Raw genomic sequence first — 23836 nt, 5'->3', positions numbered from 1 at the left:
GAATGGATCATGAAGGCTTTCGGATTCCTCTCCTTCGGGCACTACGCGGATGTGCCCGGCTCAGCGACCCGCACGGCGGGCGACATGCTGAAGCAGACCATCGAGATCGCCGAGGGCGCCGACGAGATCGGTGTGAACGGCGCCTACGTGCGCGTGCACCACTGGGCGCGTCAGGCCGCCTCGCCGATGCCGCTGCTGGCGGCCATGGCGGCGCGCACGAAGCGCATCGAGGTCGGCACGGGCGTGATCGACATGCGCTACGAGAACCCGTTCCAGTTCGCGGAGGAGGCGGCCGCTCTCGACCTGATCTCCGACGGTCGCATCGCGCTCGGCGTGAGCCGTGGTTCCCCCGAGACGGCTCTGCGCGGATACGAGACGTTCGGCTACGTCGATGAGGAGGACACCGAGCGCGGAAGCGTCATCGCGCGGGAGAAGTTCGACCTGTTCCTGCGTGCGATCGACGGGGAGGGAATCGCCCCCGGCGACCCGCGCATGGTGGGGGCTGGGCGCTATCTCGCGATCGAGCCGCAGTCGCCGACACTCCGCGATCACATCTGGTGGGGATCGGGTTCGCGCCCGACCGCGATCGAGACGGGTCGCAAGGGCCTCAACATGATGAGCTCGACCCTCGTCACCGAGGCCACGGGGCAGCCGTTCCACGAACTGCAGCGTGAGCAGATCGACCTCTTCCGGTCCGCATACAAGGAGGCCGGGCACACCGGCACCCCGCGGGTGTCGGTCAGCCGCAGTGTGTTCCCGCTGGTCTCCGACATGGACCGCGCCTACTTCGGCCTTCGGAGCGAGGAGAACGCCGATCAGATCGGCATCATCGACGGGTTCCGCTCCACGTTCGGCAAGACTTATGCGGCCGAGCCCGACGTGCTGATCGAGCAGCTTCGACAGGACGAGGCGGTGATGGCCGCGGACACCCTGATGCTGACGATCCCGAACCAGCTCGGACCGGAGTACAACCTGCACGTGCTGGAGTCGTTCGCGAAGCACGTGGCCCCGGCGCTGGGCTGGAAGCCGAACACCGGAGGGCCGGTCCAGGGCGATCCGGTCTGATCACGACCCACCTCCTTGACACGGCGTCGTGGAACGCTGACGCTGGGTGACGGCGCGTCGATGGACGCACCGTCACCCAGCCCAGCTCCGGAGGCAGCGATGACCCGTGTTCGCGTCGATCTCAACATCTCGCTCGATGGCTTCGCCACGACGACCGATCAGACCCCGGAGAACCCCTTCGGTGAGGACTGGGGAAGGCTCACGGCCGCATACACGGCCACCCGCACCTTCCACGAACGCGTCTTCCTCGACACCAGTGGCGTCGGCACCACGGGTGTCGATGAGAAGTACGCCGCGCACTACTTCGAGAACATCGGCGCCGAGATCATGGGCGCCGGGATGTTCGGGCTCCACGCGAACCCCGACGACCCCGACTGGCGTGGGTGGTGGGGAGAGGAGCCGCCGTTCCACGCTCCGGTGTTCGTGCTGACCCACACACCGCGACCGTCGATCGAGTTCGCCAACGGCACGAGCTTCCGCTTCCTCTCGGCCGCGCCGGACGAGGCGCTGCGCACGGCGGTGGCTGCTGCGGATGGACGCGACGTGCGCGTCGGAGGCGGGCCGACCACGGTGCGCGAGTATCTGCGTGCCGGTCTCGTCGACGAGCTGCACGTCGGCATCACCCCCATCCTCATCGGGAGCGGGATCCGTCTGTGGGACGACCTGCGCGGGTTCGAGTCCGGCTATCGCGTCACCTCGGAGGTCGCGGAGTCCGGCGTCACGCACATCACGTTCTCCCGCGAGAGCTGATCCGGGGGAGTGATCGATGGCGCGGGTCAGTTCCCGCTCGGCGGGCCGAACAGCTCCTCGCCGTGCTCGTGCAGGAGCTTGTAGGCGTCGGCGAAGGTCTCCGGCTCCGGTTCGCCGGGCTTGCCGTATCGCGCCAGGAGCAGACCCAGCAGGCCGCGCGCGGGCGGCGTGAGCGGCTTCAGCTGGTCTTTCTCGCCGGGCTGCGGTGCGGAGTCCTCGGGATTCGGCGGCGTGTACGCCGGGGTGGTCACCGGCCAGTCGGACGGATGCCGCGGCTTGTCGAGGTTCACGACGTTCAGCAGCGTGTTCGCGGACTGATCGCGGTCGTTGAGCGGCTCGAGACCGTGCAGGCGCGACAGGGTCGCGGTGACCGAGCCGTGGTGCATCTCGTCGTGGATGATGCTGCCGCGCTTCGTGTAGGCCGACACGGCGATCGCCGGCACCCGGCATCCGAGCCGATCGAACGTGAAGCCCATCTCGCCCGGCCCCGTGTCGGGGGTGGGCTTCGTCACCGCGGGCGGCGGCACGTGGTCGTAGCAGCCGCCGTGCTCGTCGAACGTGATCAGCAGCAAGGTGTTGACGGCGTTGGAACCCTTCGGGGAGGAGCTCGTGCGCACCGCCTCGTAGATGTCGTGGATGAGGCGGTCGCCGGCCCGTACATCTGAGATGGCGCTGTCGAACACGGCCTCGCCGTCGACCTCGCTCTCTCGGGGCGATCCGAACGGGGGATGGAAGTCGTTGTGGTCATAGACCATCCGCGGCTCGATGAAGGCGTACGCGGGGAGCTTCCCGGCCTTCGCCTCGGCGTAGAAGTCCTCCATCGTGCCGAAGTGCTCGGTGCGCCAGTACTTCTCCAGCACCGCCGCATGCAGCATCCCGGTGAACGAGACGAGCTGGAGCTTGTCGATGTAGATCTTCCAGCTCACCTTCTTGTCTTCGAGCCGGTTGAACACCGTGGGCGCTGCCGGCGCATCCAGCCACTTCCGGTAGCCGCCGCCCGCCTGATTGGTCACGAACCCGTGAGAGGTGGAGGCGTGGAAGAACGAGCGGTTGCAGAAAGTCTGGGAGGGGACGCCGGCGTACCAGTGGTCGAACACCGCGAACTCCGCAGCGAGCGTCGACAGCACCGGCAGCATCTCGGGGGAGAAGGAGCCCAAGATGTGCGCGGCCTCTTCGGGCTTCGGGGCGACGCCTTTGCGCAGACGCCGGAAGTTGGTGATGTAGTCCTCGAGGAACCCCGACATCGTGGCCTTCTCGCCGTGCGTCGGGGCATTGAAGGGCGCGGTCATCTCGTCGACGAAGAGGTCGGCGTTCGTCGGAGGGTCGACCGTGCCGAAGATCTGTGTGTTGACGTGCGGATACTCCTCGCCCGGATCCGGATCGGGGAGGCTCATGATGCGGTCGGTGTCGCCCTCGTACACATGGGCGTCGACGACCGTGCCGTCGGATGCGGTGTTGCTGTAGGAGCCGAAGGCGAGTCCCTCGAACTTCTCGCCCTGCGGCAGGCTCTCCTTCGAGTACAGATATCCGAGGAGGTTGTCGAACGAGCGGTTCTCGCCCATCACGACGACGAGGTGGTCGAAGCCCGGTTCGCTGCGCGGGGTGAGGGCGGCGAACTGATCGGGTTCGGCCGCGAATCCGTCACGCGTGTTGCCGGCGATCGATGCTCCGATGGCCGCACCCCCGGCTCCACCGATCACAGCACCGGCAAGGGCGGCCCCGCCCATCTTGAAGAAGCCTCGGCGGGAGGAATCGCGGGGAGCGTCGGGGGAGGAGGATACTTCTTCGGCCATGCCGCGATCCTATGACCGACTGCTCCTCGTCGGAGGACGACCTCCGACGAGGAGCGGATCCGGCCCTCAGGCGGCGGCGATCCAGAGCACGGCACCCTCACGCCAGCCGAGGCCGGCCGTGCCCTCGGGGATCGGCTCCTCATGCCGCGGACGCACGACGCGCATCCGCGTGCCCGCGAGCTCGACGATGTAGACGATGTCCGCTCCGCGGTAGACATGCGTGACGACCTCGACGCTCACGGGGGCGTCGGGGCCGACGGTGGGGGAGAGGTGGAGGTCTTCCTGACGGAGCACCACTTCCCCTGCGCCATCGGGTCCTGCGCCGGTCATCGGCACCGAGATCGCCGTACCGTCGAGCGTGGCGACCGCACCGGAACGGGTGGCCGGCAGCAGGTTGGCCGCGCCGATGAAGTCGGCGGCGAACGGGGTGCGCGGCGCGCCGTAGAGCTCGGCCGGTGCGCCCTCCTGCTCGATCACACCGCCGTTCATCAGGACGATGCGGTCGGAGAGGCTCATCGCCTCCTCCTGGTCGTGTGTGACGAACACGGTGGTCAGGCCGAGCGTGCGGTGCAGCTCCTTCAGCTCGACCTGCATGTCCTCCCGCAGACGGGCGTCGAGGTTCGACAGCGGTTCGTCGAGCAGGAGCACACGGGGTTCGAACGCGATCGCACGGGCCAGTGCGACGCGCTGCTGCTGCCCGCCCGACAGCTGTGCCGGCATCCGATCGGCCAGGTGGCCCATCTGCACCCGCTCGAGCGCGCGGACGGCGAGCTCCTTCTGCTCCGACTTGGATTTCTCGCCCGACATGCGCAGACCGAAGCGCACGTTCTCGGCCACGCTCATGTGCGGGAAGAGTGCGTAGCTCTGGAACATCATGCCGAGGTGGCGCTTCTCGGGCGGAAGGTCGGTGACATCCTGTCCCGCGATCTCGATGGTGCCCCCGCTGGGCGACTCGAGGCCGGCGATGCAGCGCAGGAGCGTGGTCTTGCCGCAGCCCGAGGGACCGAGCAGCGAGACGAACTCCCCGGACTGCATCGAGAGGTCGATGCCCTTGAGTACCGAGGTCCCCTTGAAGTCCTTGGTGAGAGCAGTGATGGTGAGTGTTGTCATCAGACGAACAACCTTCCCAGGCCGATGATGCGTTCGAGGACGATCATGAGGACGACGGTGAGCAGGACCATGAGAGTCGAGACCGCCGCCACGGTGGGCGACGTGCTGAACTCCAGCTGGCCGTAGATGGCGATGGGGAGCGTCTCGAGCTGCGGGGTGCGCAGGAAGAGGGCGATGACCGCATCGTCGAACGAGATGTTGAAGGCGAAGAACGCTCCGGCCGCGATGCCGGGGCGGGCGATCGGGAGCACCACCAGGCGGTAGCGGTTCCAGGCGCTGGCGCCGAGGGTGCGCGCGGCCTCCTCGGTGAAGTGGTCGGCCCTGGTCATCACGCCCGTGACGGTGCGCATGACGTACGGGATCGCGATCACCACGTGGATCGCGATCAGGACGCCGACGTTCGGCGCCCCGATCGTGAGGGACGAGATCGACAGCGCACCGATGGCGAGGATGATCGTGGGGATCGTCAGCGGCGACATCAGCAGCCCCTGGATGGCGGCACCACCCGGAACCTTGAACCGGGTGAGCGCGAGTGCGGCCGCGGTGCCGATGGATGCGGCGACGATCGCGACCGTGATGCCCACCAGCAGGCTCAGGCGGAACGGCTCGAGGTAGGTGTCGGAGGTGAGCGCCTCGACGTACCAGTCGAGAGTGAAGCCCTGACCGGGGAAGGTCAGGAATCGGTTCTCGCCCACCGAAGCACCGGCGACGACCATGAGCGGCACGAGCATGTAGAGCGTCACCACGACGCCGAGGACGATGGCGAGGACCCTGCCGAGGATCGGAACGGAACGGACCATGGTCACACCTTCTGCTTCCCGAGTCGGGACGTGGTTGCGAGCACGAGCATGACCCCGGCGAACAGCAGCACGGCCTGTGCGGCCGCGAACGACCAGTCGAGGTTGGTGGTCGCGTCGATGTAGATGGTCTGGGCGAACACCGGGATCTGCGCCCCGCCGATGAAGCGCGGCGTGATGAACGAGCTGACCGACAGGACGAAGACGAGCGAGGCTCCGGCGACGATGCCGGGGATCGCGAGGGGGAGGACGACGTGCCACAGCGTGCGCCAGAATCCGGCGCCGAGCGTGCGTGCGGCCTCTTCGAGCTGCGGCCGGATGCCCGACACGACGCCGAGGATGCTCAGCACCGCGAAAGGCAGGAGCACCTGCACCATCGCGATCACGACCCCGGTCTCGGTGCCGAGGAAGCCCTGTGTGCCGCCGACGAGGAGCTCGGCTCCGGGGATCTTCATCAGCAGACCCGACGGGCCCATCAGCACCACCCAGCCGAAGGTGCGGACCACGACGCTGGTCATGAGGGGGAGGATCACGACGATCAGCAGGAAGGAGCGCACCTTCGAGCCGGCGCGGGCCATGACGTAGGACAGCGGGATGGCGATGATCAAGGTGATCACCGTCTGGATCACCCCCAGGCGGAGCGAGCGCAGCGCCGCCTGGAGGTGATATTCACTCGTGAACAACCGGGTGAAGTTGTCGAGGGTGAACCCGCCTGCCGACGATTGCACGCTCATGAGGAGCATGCCAGCCACCGGGGTGATGAAGGCGAGCGCGAGCAGCACGATCGCCGGCAGGAGCAGGAGCCAGGGCTCCCTACGGGTTCGCACACTCATTTGGTGATCAGCGCATTCCACTCATCGGTCCAGGCCGGTCGCGAGGCCGCGACATCGCCCGGAGCGTAGACGACGACCGTCTCGAGCTCGTCACCGGTCAGCACGGCGTCCGCAGCTTCGTCGGAGAGCTCGGTCTTGGTGTTGACCGGCGAGTACCGCATGCTCTCCGCGAAGACGGCCTGCGCTTCGGGGCGCAGTTCGAAATCGATGAAGAGCTTCGCGAGGTCGGGGTTGTCCCGGCCCTCGACCACGTTCGCCGTGATGAGAGAGGCGGTGACGCCTTCTTCCGGGACGATGAACTCTACCGGAAGGCCCGCGTCCTGCAGCGTACCGGCGTAGTCCATCGCGTACGGTGCGAGCCAGGTGTCGCGCTGGGCGAAGGCGGTCTGCAGATCGGGCGAGGTGGGGACGACGATCGCGTCACCCGAGGAGGCGAGGGCACCGAGATCGGTGATCGCCTGCGACGGGTCGTCGATGCCCCCACCGAGCGCGTCGGCGACACGGAGCATCGAGAGCACGCCGTACGTGTTCGAGAAGTCCGTGAGCGCGACGTGGCCCGCGTAGGCCTCGTCGAACAGGTCGAGCCACGAGGTGGGCGCCGGAGCGTCCGCCTCGGTGTTGTAGACCAGCCCGATCGGGGCGAGCTGGATGACCGGACCTTCACCGCGCTCGAGCCCGGCGGTCGCCAGGTCGATCAGGTCGCCGGACTCGGACAGCTCGTCGGCCGCGATCGGCGCGATGAGACCGTCCGCGGCGGCGGTGAACTCCTGCCCTCCGGAGAAGTGCACGACATCGATCTGCGGGCTCACCTTCTGGGCGGTGACCTGCGCGAGGGCGTCGGCGCTGTAGAGCGTGATCAGCTCCACCTTGGCGCCGGTCTCCTCCTCGAAGGGATCGACGACGGCCTCGATGAAGGCCTTCTCCCAGTCGCCGCCGAACGAGGTGACGACGATGGTCTCGCCGGCGAACTCCTTGTCGCCGGACGAAGCGCTGTCGTCACCGGCAGCACAGCCGGCGAGGACGAGGGCGCCGGTGGCGACGAGCGCACCGGTGGTGAGGATTCTTCGGGTATTCATGCACTGCTCCTTCGGGATGGGTCCAGCACTGAGTAGACGCCTAGACCAGGCGTCCGATGGTGAGCTGCTTCGCTCCGTCGATGCGGATCGCCGCGCTCTCCTTGGCGAACTCCGCGAGTCCTTCGGTGATGCCGCCCCAGATGTTGACGGGTGTCCATCCGAGCGGGCCGAGAGTACGGGCACCACGATCGTAGAAGACCCCGATCTCGTACCACTCGAACGGCAGGCCGCCCATCTGCATCGGGCGCTGCCAGTACCACTGCAGATCACCCGGCGCCGGCACGACCTGCTGGTTCTCGAACGGCACCTTCTCGGGGTCGAAGTTCTGCGCCTCTTCGGGGAGGCCGACCATGACCTCGGGACCGGCGTACATCGCGTGCATCGCCTGCATGGTGACCGGCTTCTCCAGCGCACCCCACATGGCCTCGCAGGTGCGAGGGGCGAGGTCCTCGAACAGGGTGGCGACGGCGCGGACGCCGTTCTCGTACTCGAGGAAGACCTGCTTGGTCATCGTGTTCCTTTCTCCGCAGCGGGGTGTTCCGCTGCTCGTTCACGGGCGGCCGAGACGAACGCCGCGAACAGCGGCATCTCCTCTGCGGCCTCATCGGGGGCGATCATCTTCTCGGGGTGCCACTGCACCGCCCAGAAGGGCCAGTCGTCGTCGGCCTCGACGGCTTCGACGATGCCGTCCGGTGCCCACGCGACCGGGTGGAGGCCGGGGGCGGGGGCGTCGATCGACTGGTGATGGATGGTGTTCACGATCCGGTGCCTGGTGCCATAGAGCGCGGCGAGACGGCTACCCTCGCTGAGGACGATCGGATGCCGGGCCGAGAGCTGCTGGTCGGCCCCGCGGACGGGTTCGTGGTGCTCGGTGGACGGGATGTCGACGATGAGGGATCCGCCGAAGGCGATGTTGCTCACCTGGAGCCCGCGGCAGATCGCGAGCACGGGGATCCCCCGGCGGCGCGCACCGAGGGCCAGCGCGATCTCGAACCCGTCGCGGGACGGGTCGTAGCTCTTCCCCTCCTGCGCCTGGGCGCCGTAGCGCGACGGGTGCACGTCTTCTCCGCCGGAGAGGACCAGCCCGTCGAGACGGTCGAGCACGTCGTCGACCCCTGCCGTCGGGGGCAGCAGCACGACCGCGCCGCCGGACGCCTCGATGGGGGCGGCGTACTCCGTGCCCAGGCTGTGCGCCGGGCGGCCGCTGCCCAGGTCGGTGTCGATGAAACGGCGCCAGGTGGTGATGCCGATGAGCGGTCGGGTCATGAGAGCTCGATCCAGGTGGTCTTCAGATCGGTGAACTTCTCGAGCGCGTGCAGGCTCTTGTCCCGGCCGAAGCCCGAGCCCTTGACCCCGCCGAAGGGGATCGTCATATCGCCCTCCTCGAAGCAGTTGACCCACACGACACCGGCGCGCAGGCGGCGTGAGAGGGTGTGCACGGCGTTGAGGTCGGTGCTCCACAGGGCGGCAGCGAGGCCGAACTCCGTGCCGTTGGCGATCGCGAGCGCGTCCTCGACATCGTCGTAGGCGATGACCGAGAGCACGGGGCCGAAGACCTCGCGCTGCGCGACCTCGTGCTGAGGCGTGACGCCGAGCACGACGGGCGCGAAGTAGCTGCCGCCGTCGACGGCGTGGAACCGCTCGGCGCTGCCGGCCGCGAGTTCGCCGCCCTCGGCCTGGGCGCGCTCGACGAAGCCGGTGATGCCCGCGAGCTGTCTCTCGCTGACGATCGCGCCCATCGAGGTGGAGACCTCGAACGGGTCGGCAGGGAGGCTGGTGCGTGCGACGTCGGCGGCGATCTCCAGCGCACGGTCGCGCTGGGCGCGCGGGACGAGAAGGCGGGAGGATGCCGTGCACATCTGGCCCTGGTTGTAGAAGCAGCCGTCGGCGGTTGCCCGCACGGCGCGCTCCAGGTCGGCATCCGGCAGCACCAGACTCGCGGTCTTGCCGCCGAGCTCCGGCCAGACGCGCTTGCCGTTGGAGGCGGCCGAGTAGCCCAGGAACTTGCGGCCCACTTCGGGTGACCCCGTGAAGGTGACGACGTCGACGTCGTGGTGCTCGCCCAAGGCACGGCCGGTGACCTGTCCGGTGCCCGGCGTGACGTTGAGGACGCCGGCGGGGATTCCGGCCTCGTGTGCGAGCTCGGCCAGACGGAGCGCGGAGAAGGTGGTGTGCTCGGCGGGCTTGAGCACGACGCTGTTGCCGACGGCGAGGGCGGGGGCGAGCTTCCAGGCGGTCATGGTCAGCGGGAAGTTCCACGGAACGACGGCCGCGACCACGCCTGCCGGCTCCCGCGTGACGAGGGCCAGGCTGCCCGGTGCGGTGACCGGGATCTCGTCGAGGACCTTGTCTGCGGCCTCGCCGTACCAGCGGAAGCAGTTCACGACGGCGCGGAGCTCTGTCTGGAGCGCCTCGCGGACGGGCTTGCCCATCTCGAGCGAGATGGTGAGCGCGAGTTCTTCGGCGTTGTCGTGGATCCTCTGGGCGAAGGCGATCAGCAACTGGCCGCGCTCACGCGGGGCGATCCGTGACCACACGCCGGAGTCGAAGGCTGCGCGGGCGGAGCGGACGGCGCGATCGACATCGCCCACCGAGGCGGCGCTGATCTTCGGGAGCGCACGTCCGTCTCGCGGAGCCACCGGAGTCAGGGGCTCGGCCGAGCCCTCCTCCCACGCGCCGCCGATGAACATGCGCGTGTGCAGGGGCAGGGTCGCCGCGCGATCCGCCCAGTCGTCTCCAGTAGCCGTGAACACGTTCGTCCTCTCCAGGGGTGATGGCCCTGGAGAGGATACTTGCTCTATTTCGCCACTAGGTCAAGCTGTCAAGAACGATCTCGCCATTTCGTTACATGCCAGTAACAGAATCAGACTACAAACGGATGGCTCCGGTGGGCATGTCATTCGCCAGTGCCTCGGGGGCCTCGTCCACGATCAGAGATCCGCGCAGCACCGGTGTGATGACCACCAGCGACTCCACGACCTCCAGTCCCTCGTGGCCTGCCACGGCCGGCCCGGTGAGGAATTCGTAGAACTCGTCGGCGTCCTTCACGAGCACGTTGGCCAGCAGCTGCGAGGTGCCGGTGGTCGCGGCGATGAACTTCACCTCGGGCGCCGCGGCCAGAGCGGTACCCACCTTCTCGAGGCGGGCCATCGGCACGCGGAGCCAGACGAGCGCCTCCAGTCCCAGGCCGAACAGGCTCGGTACGACCTCGGTGCGCGGATGCATCAGGCCACGGCGATTCAGGGACTCCATCCGCCGCCGGGTGGTCGTGACGTTCAGGCCGAGCGAACGTGCCAGCTGGGCGACCGGCATGCGCCCGTCCTTCAGCAGCAGCCGGATGAGTGCCTCTTCGTCTTCGCTCAGCGAATCGGCCGGGTCGACCTCGGAGCCGGACGACTCGTCGAGCAGGCGCGCCTGTTCGTCGGTGAGCACTCCCGCGCGCCAGTCATGCCCCGAGCGGAAGAACTTCAGCACCGTCGTGACGTTGATCGAGTCGATGCCCTCGAGCTCGGGGAAATCGGTGAAGAGCAGCTCTCGGATCGAGGCGTCGTCGTGGGGGAGCAGCATCCCGGCGATGTCGCTGCTGCCTTCGAGCACCGATACCGACGAGGCATCGGCTCGCCGTGCCAGGGTGCGCGCCACGTGCCACAGGGCGTGCGGCTCGGTGGTGATGCGGAAGAGCACGGCTCTGGCATGGAGAACGCGCGAAGGATCGACGTACGTGGAGACACGCACCAGGCCTCGGTCGAGCAGCCGCTGGCCGCGACGGGCGACGGTGCGCTCCGGCAGATCGACCACGCGGGCGATCTCCCCCCAGGACGCACGGCCGTTCACCTGCAGGGCCGCGGCGACGATCCGATCGGTCTCGTCGGCCATCACATCGTTCGCGGGCACTTGCTCTCCTTCACCGGGGACGGACTCGGTGGAAGGTTATCCCAGTACGGGGCCGACTCCCGGTGCGCGACTTCGCAGAGGGCGGCCGACACGCCGCCCGTGGTGCCGAAACGACGGCGTGTCATCGACGGCATCCGCCACGGTGCGCCGGCGTCGACCGGAGCACGGCGAAGGGCGCCGCCGAGACCGAAGCCTCGACGGCGCCCTCATGGACGGATGCCTCCTGCTACTCGGCGTCCGCCTCCGCGTGCTGGCGGCGGCGGCGCATCGCGAACAGGCCGAGGCCCGCCGCGAGCAGGACCACCGCGGCGATCACGTACGGGGCGCTGTCGGCGCCGGTCGTGGCGAGGTCGCCATCGGTCGACCCTCCGGTGCTCGTACCCGGGGTTGTATTGCCCCCACCGGCTGCCGCGGTGACGGTGAGCGAGGCGGTGACCTCGGTACCGTCGGCGCGGATCACAGCGAGCGTGTGCGCGCCGGCCGGGGTGTTCGCGGGGATCGTCAACGTGCGCTGGAACGAGCCGTCCGCACCGGCGGTCACCGTGCCCAGCTGCACCGGGTCGGACCGCAGCTCGAACCGCAGCTGAGCGCCCTCCGCGAAGCCGCTACCAGCTACCGTGACGGTGCCACCGGCCTTCACGGATGCCGCGCCGAGCTCGACCTTCGCCGGGACCTCGGGCTCCGGAGGTGTGACGCCGTCTTCGGTGACCCACTTCTCACCGGCATCCGACTTGGTCACGGTGAACGTGTCGTAGACGGCGCCGAGGGGAAGGTCGGTCGTGGCGCCCGGCTGCTTCTCGGCGAGGTACGAGCGGTAGACCAGCTGGTTCTTCGACACGTCGATCACCTGATAGGTCGTCACGCCTTGGCCGCGCAGCACCTGGGTGGCGCCGTTGTTGGTCCAGACGTTCTTCTCCGGCGTTTCGAGGTCGTAGTGCTTCGCCCCGGAGTTCGACACGACGTAGACCGGACCGGTGGTGAGCCCCGGGGTCTCGGTCGCATCGGTGTTCACGTAGCCGCGGGCGTACGTGTGGTCGTGGCCCATGAGCACCAGGTCGATGTCGTTGCGCTGGAAGACCGGCAGCCACTCGGCGCGCAGCACCGGCTCGTCACGACCCTCGGATGCCGAGAACACCGGCTGGTGGAACGTGACGACATTCCACTTCGATGGGCTGTTCTGCAGCAGCAGGTCGAGCCAGGCGCCCTGGAAGCGGGTCCAGAGCACGCCGATCTGCGAGGAGGGGCACTCCGCCCCGGTGCAGGAGGGGAGGCCGGCGGGGGTGAGGAAGGTGGTGTCGCGGGTCGCGTTCAGCGTGATGAAACGCACGCCCTGGTAGTCGGTGTAGTACGCGGTCTCCGCGGCGAACGAGCTCCAGTGGTCGAAGAACGCGCGGTACTGCTGTGCGACCGCGGAGTCGCCCCTCGCGAGCTCGGCCAGCTCGCCCACCGAGCTCGTCGACGGGTTGTTGTGCGGGTACTCGAACGCGGCCTTCCATGCCGTGAGCAGCTTGTCGCCCGAGTACTCGTGGTTGCCGGGGGCGGCCATCACGTTGGTGCGGACGGCCGAGTCCTTCATGCCCTTGAACCAGTTGACCCACTCGTTCTCGTTGCTCGACGTGTTGATCAGGTCGCCTGCGTGCACCGAGCCGATGGAGCGAGGCGCCTTGGCCTCGGCCTGCTTCACGACACTCGGCCACGTGGTGTCGAGGCCGATCTGCGCGTCGCCGTAGTAGATGAACTGGAAGTCCGTGGCCGCAGGATCGGCGGTACGGAAGGTGTACCAGTCGCTCCAGCTGCCGGGGAGGCCGACACGGTAGCGGTACTCGGTCGCGGCGGTGAGCCCGGTCACGGTGGCCGAGAAGTGCTTGTTCGGATTGCCGTTCACCACACCCGCGTCGTAGGCGTCGACCGTGCGGGGATCGCCGCCGGCGGACGGCGCGATCTCGACCTGTCCGACCGTGTGCGAGGCGTCGCCGGCGAGCCAGGAGAACGACTGCGAGACGGCGGGCTGCTCGGTCGGGGTGAGGATGACGCGGGTCGGCGGGGCGACGACCGGGGTGCCGGGAGCGGATGCCTTCACCAGCGTCAGCGACGACATGTCGAAGAAGATGTCCGAGCTGGTCTCGCGGTCCTGGAACAGCGACACGGCGATGGTGTTCGTGCCGTCGTGCAGCAGGTCGCCTTCTGCGCTGAACGTGCTGGTGAGCGGGCTGCCGTTGCCGTCGCCGGCATACTCGACGTTCACCGTGTCGGTGATGCGTCCGTCGACGTACCGGGCGACCTCGGTGCCGTTGATCCAGACGATGATCGCGTCGTCGTACGTGATGGTGCTCTGCAGAGCCGCGACCTGCTCGGCGACGCCGGCTTCCAGCTCGAACGTCGTGCGGAAGAAGTAGGTGGGAACGGTGGGAGCGGCCGCACCGTCGAGGTAGTGGTTCAGAAGCGTCTTCGGCGTCTGCGAGCCGACAGGCGCGAGCTTTCCGCCCTTGGCGCCGAACGAGCCCGCTGCCGACTTCCATGCCCTGTCGTCATAGGCGGGCAGGGTCCAATCGCGCAGAGCTGCGGGAGCGGGAGACGGGTCGGAGCCGTCATCGAGGTAGTGCCAGGCCGTGTCGGCGGTGATCAGCGATCCCGTCGGCACCTCGGGGTCGGGAGCGGCGAGGGCCGCGGGGGCGACGACGGCGCCGCCGAGCACGGCGAGCAGCGCGACGGAGGTCAGTCCGCGACGCCGCCACCGCACCGCAGGGGTGGGGGAGGTCATGTCAGTCCTTCAGGGTGGGGGTTTTCGTGCTCGATCGCACGATGCCCCTCCACCCCATCGAAGACGGATGACCGGGGGCTGGCCTTCGGGCGACCGGGAGGTGAACGGGCGTCGCGGGATCGGGCGCACCCGCCCCGGTACGCTGGAACCCATGCTCAACATGGCTGACGGCCTCGCCCGTCTCGGTGCGCTCGCCGAGAATCCGGTCGTCCGCACCCTCGCGACGGCGTTCGAGGAGGCCGGTTTCGATCTGGCCGTCGTCGGCGGGCCGGTGCGCGACGCGCTGCTGGGACGCACGACCCACGACCTCGATTTCACGACGAACGCCTCGCCCGACGAGATCCTGTCCATCGTCACGCCGATCTCGACCGCGCAGTGGGACATCGGCCGTGCGTTCGGCACGATCGGCGCACGCGTGCAACGTGAGCAGGTCGAGATCACGACCTATCGAGCCGACAGCTATGACGGCGTGACCCGCAAGCCGACGGTGGAGTTCGGCGACACGATCGACGGCGACCTCGTGCGCCGCGACTTCACCGTCAACTCCATGGCGCTGCAGGTGCCGGCCGTGAAGCTCGTCGACCCGACCGGCGGCGTCGAAGACCTCATCACGGGAGTGTTGCGCACGCCCGCCGATCCTCGGGTCTCGTTCGGCGACGATCCGCTCCGGATGCTGCGGGCGGCTCGCTTCAGCGCGCAGCTCGGCTTCCGTGTCGAGGACGCCACGGCCGAGGCGATCACCGAGTTGCGCGAGACGCTGAAGATCGTGAGCCCCGAGCGCATCCAGTCCGAACTCGTGCGTCTCATGCAGACCGATGACCCGGTGCGCGGCATCCGCGTGCTGGTCGACACCGGACTGATCGACGAGTTCCTCCCCGAGGTCACCGACCTGCGCCTCGAAGTCGATGAGCATCACCACCACAAGGACGTCTACGAGCACTCGCTGACGGTGCTCGCCCAGGCGATCCAGCTCGAGCACTCCCGGCACCCCGGCGCCGCCCCCGACGTGCCGCTGCGCATCGCTGCTCTGCTGCATGACATCGGCAAGCCGCGCACCCGCAAGCTCGAGGCCGGGGGAGTGGTCACCTTCCACCACCACGACGTGGTCGGCTCGCGCATGGCCCGCAAGCGACTGCAGGCGCTGCGCTTCGACACCGACACCACCGACGCCGTCGCGACGCTCATCGAGCTGCACCTGCGCTTCTTCGGTTACGCCGAGGGGGCGTGGACGGATGCGGCCGTGCGCCGCTACGTGCGCGATGCCGGCGACCTGCTGGAGCGTCTGCACATCCTCACCCGCGCCGACGTGACCACCCGGAACAAGCGCAAGGCCGGTCGCCTGGCCAGCGCATATGACGACATCGAGGCGCGCATCGCCGCACTGCGCGAGCAGGAGGAGCTCGACTCCATCCGTCCGGAGATCGACGGCAACCGCATCCAGCAGGTGCTCGGCATCAGCCCGGGGCGCGAGGTCGGCGAGGCCTACAGGTTCCTGCTGGATCTGCGTCTGGACGAGGGCGTGCTCGGAACCGAGGTCGCCGAGCAGCGGCTCCGGGAGTGGTGGGCCGCACGCGGCTGACCCGGGTCACCCCTCTCGTCGGCGTTCGAGCTCGGTGAACACCACGCCGCTGTCGTAGGCGACGGTCTCGACCGCGTCGAACTGTTCGGGGCGATAGGGGCGCTCGCCGAACAGGGGGATGCCCGAGCCGAACAGCAGGGGCTGCCGCTTGAGGACGAGGCGGTCGATCTCGTCGGCGAGCGTGGCGGCCAGAGCCCCGCCGCCGCAGAGCCAGATGGCGGCGCCTTCCTCGGTTTTCAGCCGGCGCACCACGGCGATCGGGTCTTCGGACGTGACCTCGAGGTTCTCTCCCTCTGCGGTGCGCGAGCGGCTGAAGACGATCTGGCGCAGGTGCGCGTAGGGGCTGGGCACACCGCCCACCTGATACGTGTTCCACCCCATCAGCACGGTGTCGAAGAGCTCGCGCTTCTGGGGGATGCCGAGCGCTGTGGCTGCGACGGTGGGGAGGGTGTCGGCGAACCGGGCGTTGATGCCCTCCATGTGGTCGCCCTCGATGAGGAATGCGTCGAACTCTCCGTTCGGGCCGGCGATGTAGCCGTCGAGGGTGACGGCGGCGTAGTACACGAGCTCTCGCATGATTCTCCAATCACTACATCTGTCGCAGGTAAAATACAACAGGCGTAGTGATTGCGCTAGTGTTCCGTGCATGGTGAAGAACGACTCCCGGCGACGGCTCATCGCGGATGCGGGACTCACGGTGCTTGCACGAGAGGGATCGCGAGGTCTCACGCACCGCGCGGTCGATACCGCGGCGCAGGTTCCGACGGGCACCACCTCGAACTACTTCCGCAGCAGGGACGCCCTGATCGAGGGTCTGGTCGAGCGGATCGGAGAGCGTCTCGCCCCCACGTCCGAAGACCTGGAGCGTCGTGCGACGGCGGAGCCCGGGCCTGCCCTGTTCGCCGACTACATCCGCGACATCGTGCGGCGACTGACCGAGGACCGCGACGTGACGCTCGCGCTGTTCGAGCTGCGACTCGAAGGCGGTCGTCGCCCCGAGGTCGCCGCCGTGCTCGCTGCCTGGCAGCGCGCCGGCTTCGACGGCGATGTGGCGTTCAACACCGCGGCCGGGCTCCCGGGCGGACGCCGCGAGATCGCGCTGTTCCACTACGCGATCGACGGGTTGCTGCTCGACAGGCTCACGACGCCGATCGATCCGGACACCTCCACCGATGAGGTGATCGACGACCTGGTCGCCGGGCTCCTGCACTGACACGGGGAGGTGTTCCCTCCGGGGCAGTGCTCCTCGTACACTGAGGCAACGCACGCTCTCGACGATCGGAGACCGCTGTGTCTGCGCCGTGGCAGGTATCCCGCGAGTCCCTTCCCCCGACATCGCGACTTCTCATCGAGCGTGCGCACGAGGAGCTGCTCGCCGGAAACCTCGACGATCGGCGTCTGCAAGAGGTGCGGCCCCTCGTGCGCGAGTCGTGGGAGAGGTCCTGGCGCGGGCGGGTCGGCCCTGAGGGTGCTCCGCCGCTCGACCTGGTCAGCGACGAGCTCGACGCCTACCGTCTCGCACATCCGCTCGCCTCGGTGATGGACATGATCCGCGCGCTGCTGCTGCCGGGTGAGGCGGAGGACACCGGAGTGATCATCGCGGTCGGCGACCAGGCCGGTCGCCTGCTGTGGATCGAGGGCGACAGCCAGCTGCGCTCGCTCACCGACGGCATGGGTTTCGTGGCCGGGGCCAACTGGTCGGAGGATGCCGTCGGCACGAGCGCACCGGGAACCGCCCTCGCGCTCGGGCAGTCGGTGCAGATCCGTGGCGCGGAGCACTACAACCGACTCGTGCATCCGTGGTCGTGCACCGCGGCCCCCGTGCGCGATCCGGAGACGCAGCGGGTGCTCGGCGTGATCGACATCACGGGCGGCCCCGAGGTCGTCTCGCTGCAGGCACGACTGCTGGTCGATGCGACGGCCCGCGCCGTCGAGTCGGAGCTGATGGTCGCCCGGCTCCGGCAGCGGAGCGAGGGATCCCGACCCCGATCCACCGCGGCCAAGGGACGCACTCCGGCGACCGCCAGGGCGACGCTGCATGTGCTGGGCCGTGACAGGGCGCGGCTGGAGACCGAGTCCGCGCACGGCGAGTCGATGATCGAGCTCAGTGCGCGCCACGCCGCGATCCTGCTCATGCTCGCCGTGCATCGCCAGGGCCTCTCGGCCGAGCGCCTGTGCGAGCTCGTCTACGGCCCCGGTGTCTCGCCCGACACGCTCCGCCCGGAGATGGTGCGCCTGCGCAAGGTGCTCGAGCGCACCGCCCCCGACCTCGTGCCGGAATCGCGCCCCTATCGCCTTCCCGTCGCCCTCGACACCGACGCACACGACGTGCTGTCCCTGCTCGATCGCGGCGCGCACCGGGTGGCGCTCACGGCCTATCGGGGTCCGGTGCTGCCCGAGTCGACATCGCCCGGGGTCGAGGACTTCCGCGAGTCGGTGAGGGCAGCGCTGCGTGAGGCGATGCTGTCTGAGGCGAGTCTCGACGTGCTGCTCTCCTACGCCGAGATCCCCGAGGGGCAGGGCGACGCCGAAACCCTCCGACTGGCGCTGGAGATGCTCCCCGCCCGGTCGCCCAAGCGCGCGGGACTGGTCGCCCGGATCGAGCGCCTCGAGGCCTGACCGAGTCTTGCAACTCGGCGCAACGTTGCGCACTCGGGCGCAACCTCGTGCGACCTACCTTCGAAGGACAGCCGCTGCACCGATGCGCGGCCCCGTCGAAGGAGACTCCCATGAGCATCGTCGAAGAAGACGTGTCCCTCGCCTACGCGGCCCCGGGCCAGCCGGGCGCCCTCGCGAACTACCGGCCGCGCTACGGCCACTACATCGGCGGCGAGTTCGTCGAACCCGTCAAGGGCCAGTACTTCGAGAACGTCAGCCCCGTCAACGGCAAGGCGTTCACCGAGGTCGGCCGCGGCACCAGCGAAGACATCGATCGGGCCGTCGAGGTCGCGTGGCAGGCTTTCGCGGGCTGGGGCAAGACGAGCCCGGCCGAGCGCTCGGTGATCCTCAACAGGATCGCGGACCGGATCGAGCAGCACCTCGAGGAGATCGCCGTCGCCGAGACGTGGGAGAACGGCAAGCCGGTGCGCGAGACGCTGGCCGCCGACATCCCCCTCGCCGTCGACCACTTCCGCTACTTCGCCGGCGTGCTGAGGGCGCAGGAGGGGGGCATCAGCCAGCTCGACGAGAACACGGTCGCGTACCACTTCCACGAACCGCTCGGTGTGGTCGGGCAGATCATCCCCTGGAACTTCCCGATCCTGATGGCGGTGTGGAAGCTGGCGCCCGCGCTCGCCGCAGGCAACTGCGTCGTGATCAAGCCGGCCGAGCAGACTCCGGCGTCCCTGCTGTTCCTGTTCGAGATCATCGGCGACCTGCTGCCCGCCGGCGTCGTGAACATCGTCAACGGATTCGGCATCGAAGCGGGCGCTCCCCTCGCGCAGCACAAGCGCATCCGCAAGGTCGCCTTCACGGGTGAGACCACGACCGGTCGTCTGATCATGCAGTACGCGTCGCAGAACCTGATCCCGGTCACGCTGGAGCTCGGAGGCAAGAGCCCGAACGTGTTCTTCGAAGACGTCGCCCGCTCGACCAGCGACCCGTTCTACGACAAGGCCCTCGAAGGGTTCACGATGTTCGCGCTGAATCAGGGCGAGGTGTGCACCTGTCCCTCGCGGGCGCTCATCCAGCGCTCGATCTACGACGGGTTCCTCTCGGACGGACTCGAGCGCGTCGGCAAGGTCGTGCAGGGCAACCCGCTCGACCCCGCGACGATGATCGGCGCGCAGGCGTCGAACGACCAGCTGGAGAAGATCCTCAGCTACATCGACATCGGCAAGCAAGGCGGCGCGCGCCTGCTGACCGGTGGTGAGCGGGTCGACCTCGGCGGAGATCTGAGCGGAGGCTTCTACGTCGCCCCGACCGTGTTCGAGGGCACGAACGACATGCGCATCTTCCAGGAGGAGATCTTCGGGCCGGTGCTCTCGGTCACCTCCTTCGATGACTTCGACGACGCGATCTCGATCGCGAACGACACCCTCTACGGCCTGGGCGCCGGCGTCTGGAGCCGCAGCGGTGACACGGCCTATCGCGCGGGCCGGGCGATCGAGGCCGGGCGTGTGTGGACCAACACGTACCACCAGTACCCGGCGCATGCCGCGTTCGGCGGGTACAAGCAGTCGGGCGTCGGTCGCGAGAATCACAAGATGATGCTCGACCACTACCAGCAGACGAAGAACCTCCTCGTCTCGTATGCAGAGGGCCCGATGGGCTTCTTCTGAGTTCGATCCCCGGGCGGGCGCTGCTCCCTCAGCGTCCGCCCGGCTCCCTCCGCGGAAGGCGGCAGTCATGGTCAGCATCGGCACCTACCAGCGCGTGGACGTGACGGGGGCTGCGGCCTCACTCATACGCGAGCTGACCGCACAGCACGGGCCGCTCATGTTCCACCAGTCCGGCGGCTGCTGCGACGGCTCATCGCCCATGTGCTATCCGATCGGGATGTTCATCACGGGGCCGGGGGACGTGCTGCTCGGGGCGCTCGATGTCGGGCTTGATCAGTCCGTCGAGGTCTTCATGTCGCAGTCGCAGTTCGAGTACTGGAAGTACACGCACCTGACGATCGACATCGTGCCGGGTCGAGGCGCGGGATTCAGCGTCGAGGGGCCGACGGGGATGCGGTTCCTGATCCGCTCGCGGATGCTGAACGACGCGGAGCTTACGTACTTCGGGTTGGCTTCGCCGGCGGTGTGACTCGAGCCGTACTCAGCGCGGCAGCCGCGGAACAGCGTCGACGAGTGCCCGCGTGTAGGGGTCCTGCGGGGCGTGCAGCACGGCCGATGTCGCGCCCTGCTCCACGACGCGGCCGTCCTTCAGCACGAGCGTGCGGTCGCAGGCCGAGGCGATCGCGGTCAGGTCGTGCGACACCATCACGAGCGACAGGCCGTTCTCGCGGCGCAACCGGTCGAGCAGCTCGAGCACCTGCACGCGCGTCGTCACGTCGAGTGCGCTGACCGGCTCGTCGGCCAGCAGCACCCGGGGGCGCGAGACCACGGCGCGCGCGATCGCGATGCGCTGACGCTGTCCTCCGGAGAACTCGTGCGGGTAGCGGCGCGCGGTGTCGGAGGGGAGCCCGACGGAGTCGAGGGCTTCCGCGATGCGGCGCTGCGCATCGGCGCCGGATGCCAGACCCAGCGAACGGAGTGGTTCGCCGATGATCCGGTCGATGCGTTGGCGAGGGTCGAGAGACGAGTACGGGTCCTGGAACACCGGCTGCACGCTCGCGCGGAACCGACGCATCTGCGCGCGATCGCGCAGAGCGAGCGGGGCGCCCTCGAACAGCACCTGTCCATCGCGCGGGGTGGCGAGCCCGAGCATCAGCCGCAGGATCGTGGACTTGCCCGCCCCCGATTCACCGACGAGGCCCAACGAGTCGTTCTCATCGATGCGCAGCGACACGTCGTCGAGAACGCGGCGCGATCCATAGGCGAAACCGACCCCGCGCAGTTCGAGCAGCGTCATCGTCCGACCTCCCCGGCGTCGAGGAACGCATCGAGCGCACGGGCGCTGTCGACCAGCATCCGCGTGTACGGCTCGGCCGGCTCCTGCAGAACCTGCGCCACCGACCCCGCCTCGACGACGAGCCCGTCGCGCAGCACCACGATGCGATCCACCATGCGCGAGACCACGGCCAGGTCGTGGCTGATGAACAGCAGCGCCATGCCGCGTTCGCCGACCAGGCGTTCGAGCAGTGCGAGCACGTCGTCCTGCACGGTCACGTCGAGCGCGGTCGTCGGTTCGTCGGCGATGAGCAGCTGCGGGCGGGCCGCGAGGGCGATGGCGATCGCCACGCGCTGACGCTGACCACCCGAGAGCTCATGCGGGTAGGCATGCGCGATGCGGGTGTCGGACAGGGAGACCTCGTCGAGGGCCGCGGCGACGGCGCTCTTCAGCTCCGCCCCGCGCAGCCCGAGATGGCGTCGCAGCGGCTCAGCGACCTGACGCGCCACCCGCATCAGCGGATCGAGCGCGGTGAGCGGTTCCTGGAACACGATCTGCGCGACGGGTCCGCGCAGCGGTCGCAGGTCGGCGTCCCGCGCACCGATCACCTGGTGACCGTCGAGCAGCACCGAGCCCGAGGCGCTGAGCGCATCCGGCAGCAGGCCCGTGATCGCGAGCGAGCTCAGAGACTTGCCCGAACCGGACTCGCCGATCAGCCCCAGTCGCTCACCGGGAGCGAGGGAGAACGAGACATCGCGCACGAGCACGCCCGCTCCGGAGCGGACCGTGAGGCCGGAGACGTCGAGGATGCTCATCGGCTCCTCCTGCGGGTCGGGTCGGCGAGGTCGCGCAGACCGTCGGCGAGGAAGTTCACACCGAACACGAGCGCGATGATCGCGACGCCGGGAGCGATGGCGCCCACAGGGGCTGTGAGGACCGTGCCCTGCGCCTCCTGCAGCATGCGTCCCCACGACGCGTTGGGCGGCGGTGCTCCCAACCCGAGGTACGACAGACTCGCCTCGGCCAGCACGGCGGCCCCGAACTGCAGCGCCAGGCTCACGGCGAGGGTGGGCGCGATGTTCGGCAGCACGTGCTGGAACACCACGCCGAGCACGCCGGTGCCGCTGGTGCGCGCGGCGGTGATGTACTGCTCCTGCAGCACGCGCCGCGCGAGGATGCGGGTGAGACGGGCGACGACGGCCGACATCGCCAGGCCGATCGCGAGCACCGCCGACCACAGCGACGCGCCCTGCACGGCGACGACCAGCATCGCCAACAGCAGCACGGGGAACGCGATCACCACGTCGAGTCCCGCCGAGAGCGTGTCGTCGACCCAGGGGCGGGCGAACGCCGCCAGGAGTCCGACGATCGTGCCGAGGACGGCGGCGATCGCGACCGCGCAGGTGCCGACCACGAGCGCGATCCGCGCGCCCCACATCAGCTGTGAGAGCAGGTCGCGCCCGAGCCGATCGGTGCCGAGCAGGTGCAGGGCGCTCGGCCCCTCGAGACGGCCGCCGCTGGTGTCGGCGAGCGGGTAGGGCAGCCAGAACAGGGAGACCAGGGCCATCAGCACGATGAGCCCCGTGAGCACGATTCCGATCAGCAGGGTCGCCTTCGGGCGTCGGCGCACGGGCGCGGATCCGGTGATCAGCTGTTCGGCGACGCGGCTCATCGGTTCCCCGAGACGCTCGTGCGCAGGCGCGGATCGATCAGCCGCTGCGCGATGTCGGCGGCGAATCCGACCAGCAGCACGAAGAGCGTGCTGACGACGAGGACGCCCTGGATGACCTGGAAGTCATGCTGCTCGATGGCGGACAGCAGGAGGCTGCCGAGACCGGGAAGCGTGAAGACGCTCTCGACGACCACGGCGCCCAGGAGGGTGGTCGACAGTTCGATGCCGAGGACCGCGACGACAGGGACGGCGCCGTTGCGCACGCCATGGCGCAGCAGAGCCTCACCCATGCCGGAACCACCGGCGCGGGCGGTGCGCAGATAGTCGCTGCCCAGCACGTCGAGCGTCGCCGAGCGGACGTAGCGACTCAGGGAGGCGCTCATGACGATCACGATCGTGATCACCGGCAGCGCGAGCGAGCGCAGTGCATCCGCCGGATCCTCCCAGTCCTTCCGAGGGAAGCCGCCCGAGGGCAGCACGCCCCACCCGAGCGCGAACACCCAGACCAGCACCACACCGACCCAGAACACGGGCACGGCGACACCGAGCTGCGCGAAGCCCGAGAGCGCGATGCCGTACCAGCGGTCGGCCTTCACGGCGGCGGTGATGCCGATCACGAGCGAGACGAGCAGCGCGATGGTGAAGGCGATGAGGGTGAGCGGGAGCGTCACAGCGAGGCGATCGGCGATGTCGGGTCCGACGGGACGGGAGCTCAGGAACGACTCGCCGAGATCGAGACGGAGCAGCTGCGTCGCCCACGTCGTGAACTGCTGCAGCAGGGGCTGGTCGGAGCCGACCTGGGCGCGCGCGGCGGCGATCTGCTCCGGGGTGGCGTTCACGGAGAGCAGCGCGTTGGCCGGGTCGCCGGGGAGAAGGCGCAGCAGCACGAAGATCGCGACCATCGCGACGACGAGCGATACCGCGAGGAACGCGAGGCGGCGCAGGAGGTAGGCGAGCATGGCTTCTCAGGATGACGTGGGGGATGCCGACGCGCGGCATCCCCCACGCAC

At 68.8% G+C, this 23836-nt stretch carries 22 protein-coding genes; 7 read left to right on the top strand and 15 right to left on the bottom strand.

Translation table 11 applies throughout. The annotated features are described in order from the left end of the window. Positions 1 to 9 precede the first annotated feature (9 nt). Both D514_RS29185 and D514_RS29180 read left to right on the top strand, forming a co-directional pair. On the top strand, positions 10 to 1065 hold the full coding sequence (locus D514_RS29185) for an LLM class flavin-dependent oxidoreductase (RefSeq protein ID WP_017829896.1): 1056 nt from the start codon (positions 10 to 12) through the stop codon (positions 1063 to 1065). Positions 1066 to 1164: 99 nt separating this feature from the next. Next, entirely contained in the window at positions 1165 to 1815 is a 651-nt protein-coding gene (locus D514_RS29180) for a dihydrofolate reductase family protein (protein WP_017829895.1), read from the top strand. A 26-nt stretch (positions 1816 to 1841) separates the two neighbouring features. Here the strand turns inward: D514_RS29180 and D514_RS29175 are convergent, their stop codons facing one another. The 10 genes from D514_RS29175 to D514_RS38120 all read right to left on the bottom strand — a co-directional run bounded on the left by D514_RS29175 (position 1842) and on the right by D514_RS38120 (position 14079). Continuing rightward, entirely contained in the window at positions 1842 to 3608 is a 1767-nt protein-coding gene (locus D514_RS29175; RefSeq protein WP_031205839.1) for an alkaline phosphatase family protein, read from the bottom strand. 66 nt (positions 3609 to 3674) lie between these two features. Continuing rightward, the gene (locus D514_RS29170; RefSeq protein WP_017829894.1) at positions 3675 to 4718 is read right to left on the bottom strand and encodes an ABC transporter ATP-binding protein; all 1044 of its coding nucleotides are present in this window, start codon (positions 4716 to 4718) and stop codon (positions 3675 to 3677) included. Continuing rightward, complete coding sequence (locus D514_RS29165) at positions 4718 to 5518, bottom strand: ABC transporter permease (RefSeq protein ID WP_031205837.1); 801 nt, start codon at positions 5516 to 5518, stop codon at positions 4718 to 4720. The genes D514_RS29170 and D514_RS29165 overlap by 1 nt, the downstream gene beginning before the upstream one ends. Before the next feature lie 2 nt (positions 5519 to 5520). After that, positions 5521 to 6342: an ABC transporter permease gene (locus D514_RS29160; protein ID WP_236610932.1), complete on the bottom strand. Its 822-nt coding sequence runs from the start codon at positions 6340 to 6342 to the stop codon at positions 5521 to 5523. Positions 6343 to 6344: 2 nt separating this feature from the next. After that, positions 6345 to 7424, bottom strand: a complete 1080-nt coding sequence (locus tag D514_RS29155) for an extracellular solute-binding protein (RefSeq protein WP_017829891.1) — start codon at positions 7422 to 7424, stop codon at positions 6345 to 6347. 40 nt (positions 7425 to 7464) lie between these two features. Beyond that, positions 7465 to 7935, bottom strand: a complete 471-nt coding sequence (locus D514_RS29150; protein ID WP_017829890.1) for a DUF3830 family protein — start codon at positions 7933 to 7935, stop codon at positions 7465 to 7467. Next, positions 7932 to 8690, bottom strand: a complete 759-nt coding sequence (locus D514_RS29145; protein WP_017829889.1) for a gamma-glutamyl-gamma-aminobutyrate hydrolase family protein — start codon at positions 8688 to 8690, stop codon at positions 7932 to 7934. Before D514_RS29145 ends, D514_RS29150 begins: the two co-directional genes overlap by 4 nt. Continuing rightward, on the bottom strand, positions 8687 to 10177 hold the full coding sequence (locus tag D514_RS29140; RefSeq protein WP_017829888.1) for an aldehyde dehydrogenase family protein: 1491 nt from the start codon (positions 10175 to 10177) through the stop codon (positions 8687 to 8689). The genes D514_RS29145 and D514_RS29140 overlap by 4 nt, the downstream gene beginning before the upstream one ends. Positions 10178 to 10292: 115 nt before the next feature. Then, complete coding sequence (locus tag D514_RS29135) at positions 10293 to 11318, bottom strand: Lrp/AsnC family transcriptional regulator (RefSeq protein ID WP_017829887.1); 1026 nt, start codon at positions 11316 to 11318, stop codon at positions 10293 to 10295. A 226-nt stretch (positions 11319 to 11544) separates the two neighbouring features. Then, complete coding sequence (locus D514_RS38120) at positions 11545 to 14079, bottom strand: metallophosphoesterase family protein (RefSeq protein ID WP_017829886.1); 2535 nt, start codon at positions 14077 to 14079, stop codon at positions 11545 to 11547. 151 nt (positions 14080 to 14230) lie between these two features. On the opposite strand from D514_RS38120, the gene D514_RS29125 reads away from it, so the two are divergent. Further along, positions 14231 to 15658, top strand: coding sequence for a CCA tRNA nucleotidyltransferase (locus D514_RS29125; RefSeq protein ID WP_031205835.1), 1428 nt, complete (start codon positions 14231 to 14233; stop codon positions 15656 to 15658). Positions 15659 to 15664: 6 nt separating this feature from the next. Here the strand turns inward: D514_RS29125 and D514_RS29120 are convergent, their stop codons facing one another. Next, a complete protein-coding gene (locus tag D514_RS29120; RefSeq protein ID WP_017829884.1) occupies positions 15665 to 16234 on the bottom strand; it encodes a dihydrofolate reductase family protein in 570 nt (189 codons plus the stop codon). A 70-nt stretch (positions 16235 to 16304) separates the two neighbouring features. On the opposite strand from D514_RS29120, the gene D514_RS29115 reads away from it, so the two are divergent. The 4 genes from D514_RS29115 to D514_RS29100 all read left to right on the top strand — a co-directional run bounded on the left by D514_RS29115 (position 16305) and on the right by D514_RS29100 (position 20407). Next, the gene (locus D514_RS29115) at positions 16305 to 16871 is read left to right on the top strand and encodes a TetR/AcrR family transcriptional regulator (RefSeq protein ID WP_017829883.1); all 567 of its coding nucleotides are present in this window, start codon (positions 16305 to 16307) and stop codon (positions 16869 to 16871) included. A gap of 77 nt (positions 16872 to 16948) precedes the next feature. Further along, a complete protein-coding gene (locus tag D514_RS29110) occupies positions 16949 to 18277 on the top strand; it encodes a GAF domain-containing protein (RefSeq protein WP_017829882.1) in 1329 nt (442 codons plus the stop codon). Between the two features lie 110 nt (positions 18278 to 18387). Further along, complete coding sequence (locus D514_RS29105; RefSeq protein WP_017829881.1) at positions 18388 to 19938, top strand: aldehyde dehydrogenase family protein; 1551 nt, start codon at positions 18388 to 18390, stop codon at positions 19936 to 19938. A 67-nt stretch (positions 19939 to 20005) separates the two neighbouring features. After that, positions 20006 to 20407 carry a DUF779 domain-containing protein gene (locus D514_RS29100; protein WP_017829880.1) on the top strand — a complete coding sequence of 134 codons (402 nt, stop codon included), beginning with the start codon at positions 20006 to 20008 and terminating at the stop codon, positions 20405 to 20407. Between the two features lie 12 nt (positions 20408 to 20419). Here D514_RS29100 and D514_RS29095 read toward each other — a convergent pair whose 3' ends face one another. Genes D514_RS29095 through D514_RS29080 form a run of 4 tightly spaced genes read right to left on the bottom strand, consistent with a single transcriptional unit; the run spans position 20420 to position 23785 of the window. Then, the gene (locus D514_RS29095) at positions 20420 to 21175 is read right to left on the bottom strand and encodes an ABC transporter ATP-binding protein (protein ID WP_017829879.1); all 756 of its coding nucleotides are present in this window, start codon (positions 21173 to 21175) and stop codon (positions 20420 to 20422) included. After that, complete coding sequence (locus tag D514_RS29090; protein ID WP_017829878.1) at positions 21172 to 21969, bottom strand: ABC transporter ATP-binding protein; 798 nt, start codon at positions 21967 to 21969, stop codon at positions 21172 to 21174. The genes D514_RS29095 and D514_RS29090 overlap by 4 nt, the downstream gene beginning before the upstream one ends. Next, a complete protein-coding gene (locus tag D514_RS29085; RefSeq protein WP_017829877.1) occupies positions 21966 to 22826 on the bottom strand; it encodes an ABC transporter permease in 861 nt (286 codons plus the stop codon). Before D514_RS29085 ends, D514_RS29090 begins: the two co-directional genes overlap by 4 nt. Continuing rightward, on the bottom strand, positions 22823 to 23785 hold the full coding sequence (locus D514_RS29080) for an ABC transporter permease (protein WP_017829876.1): 963 nt from the start codon (positions 23783 to 23785) through the stop codon (positions 22823 to 22825). The genes D514_RS29085 and D514_RS29080 overlap by 4 nt, the downstream gene beginning before the upstream one ends. Between the last annotated feature and the right edge of the window lie 51 nt (positions 23786 to 23836).

Origin of the sequence: Microbacterium sp. UCD-TDU, from assembly GCF_000340625.1 — a bacterium.
In the GTDB taxonomy this organism is placed as follows: Bacteria; Actinomycetota; Actinomycetes; order Actinomycetales; family Microbacteriaceae; genus Microbacterium; species Microbacterium maritypicum.
The sequence above is the reverse complement of the archived record's forward strand: the minus strand, read 5'-3'. Positions and strand labels throughout refer to the sequence as shown.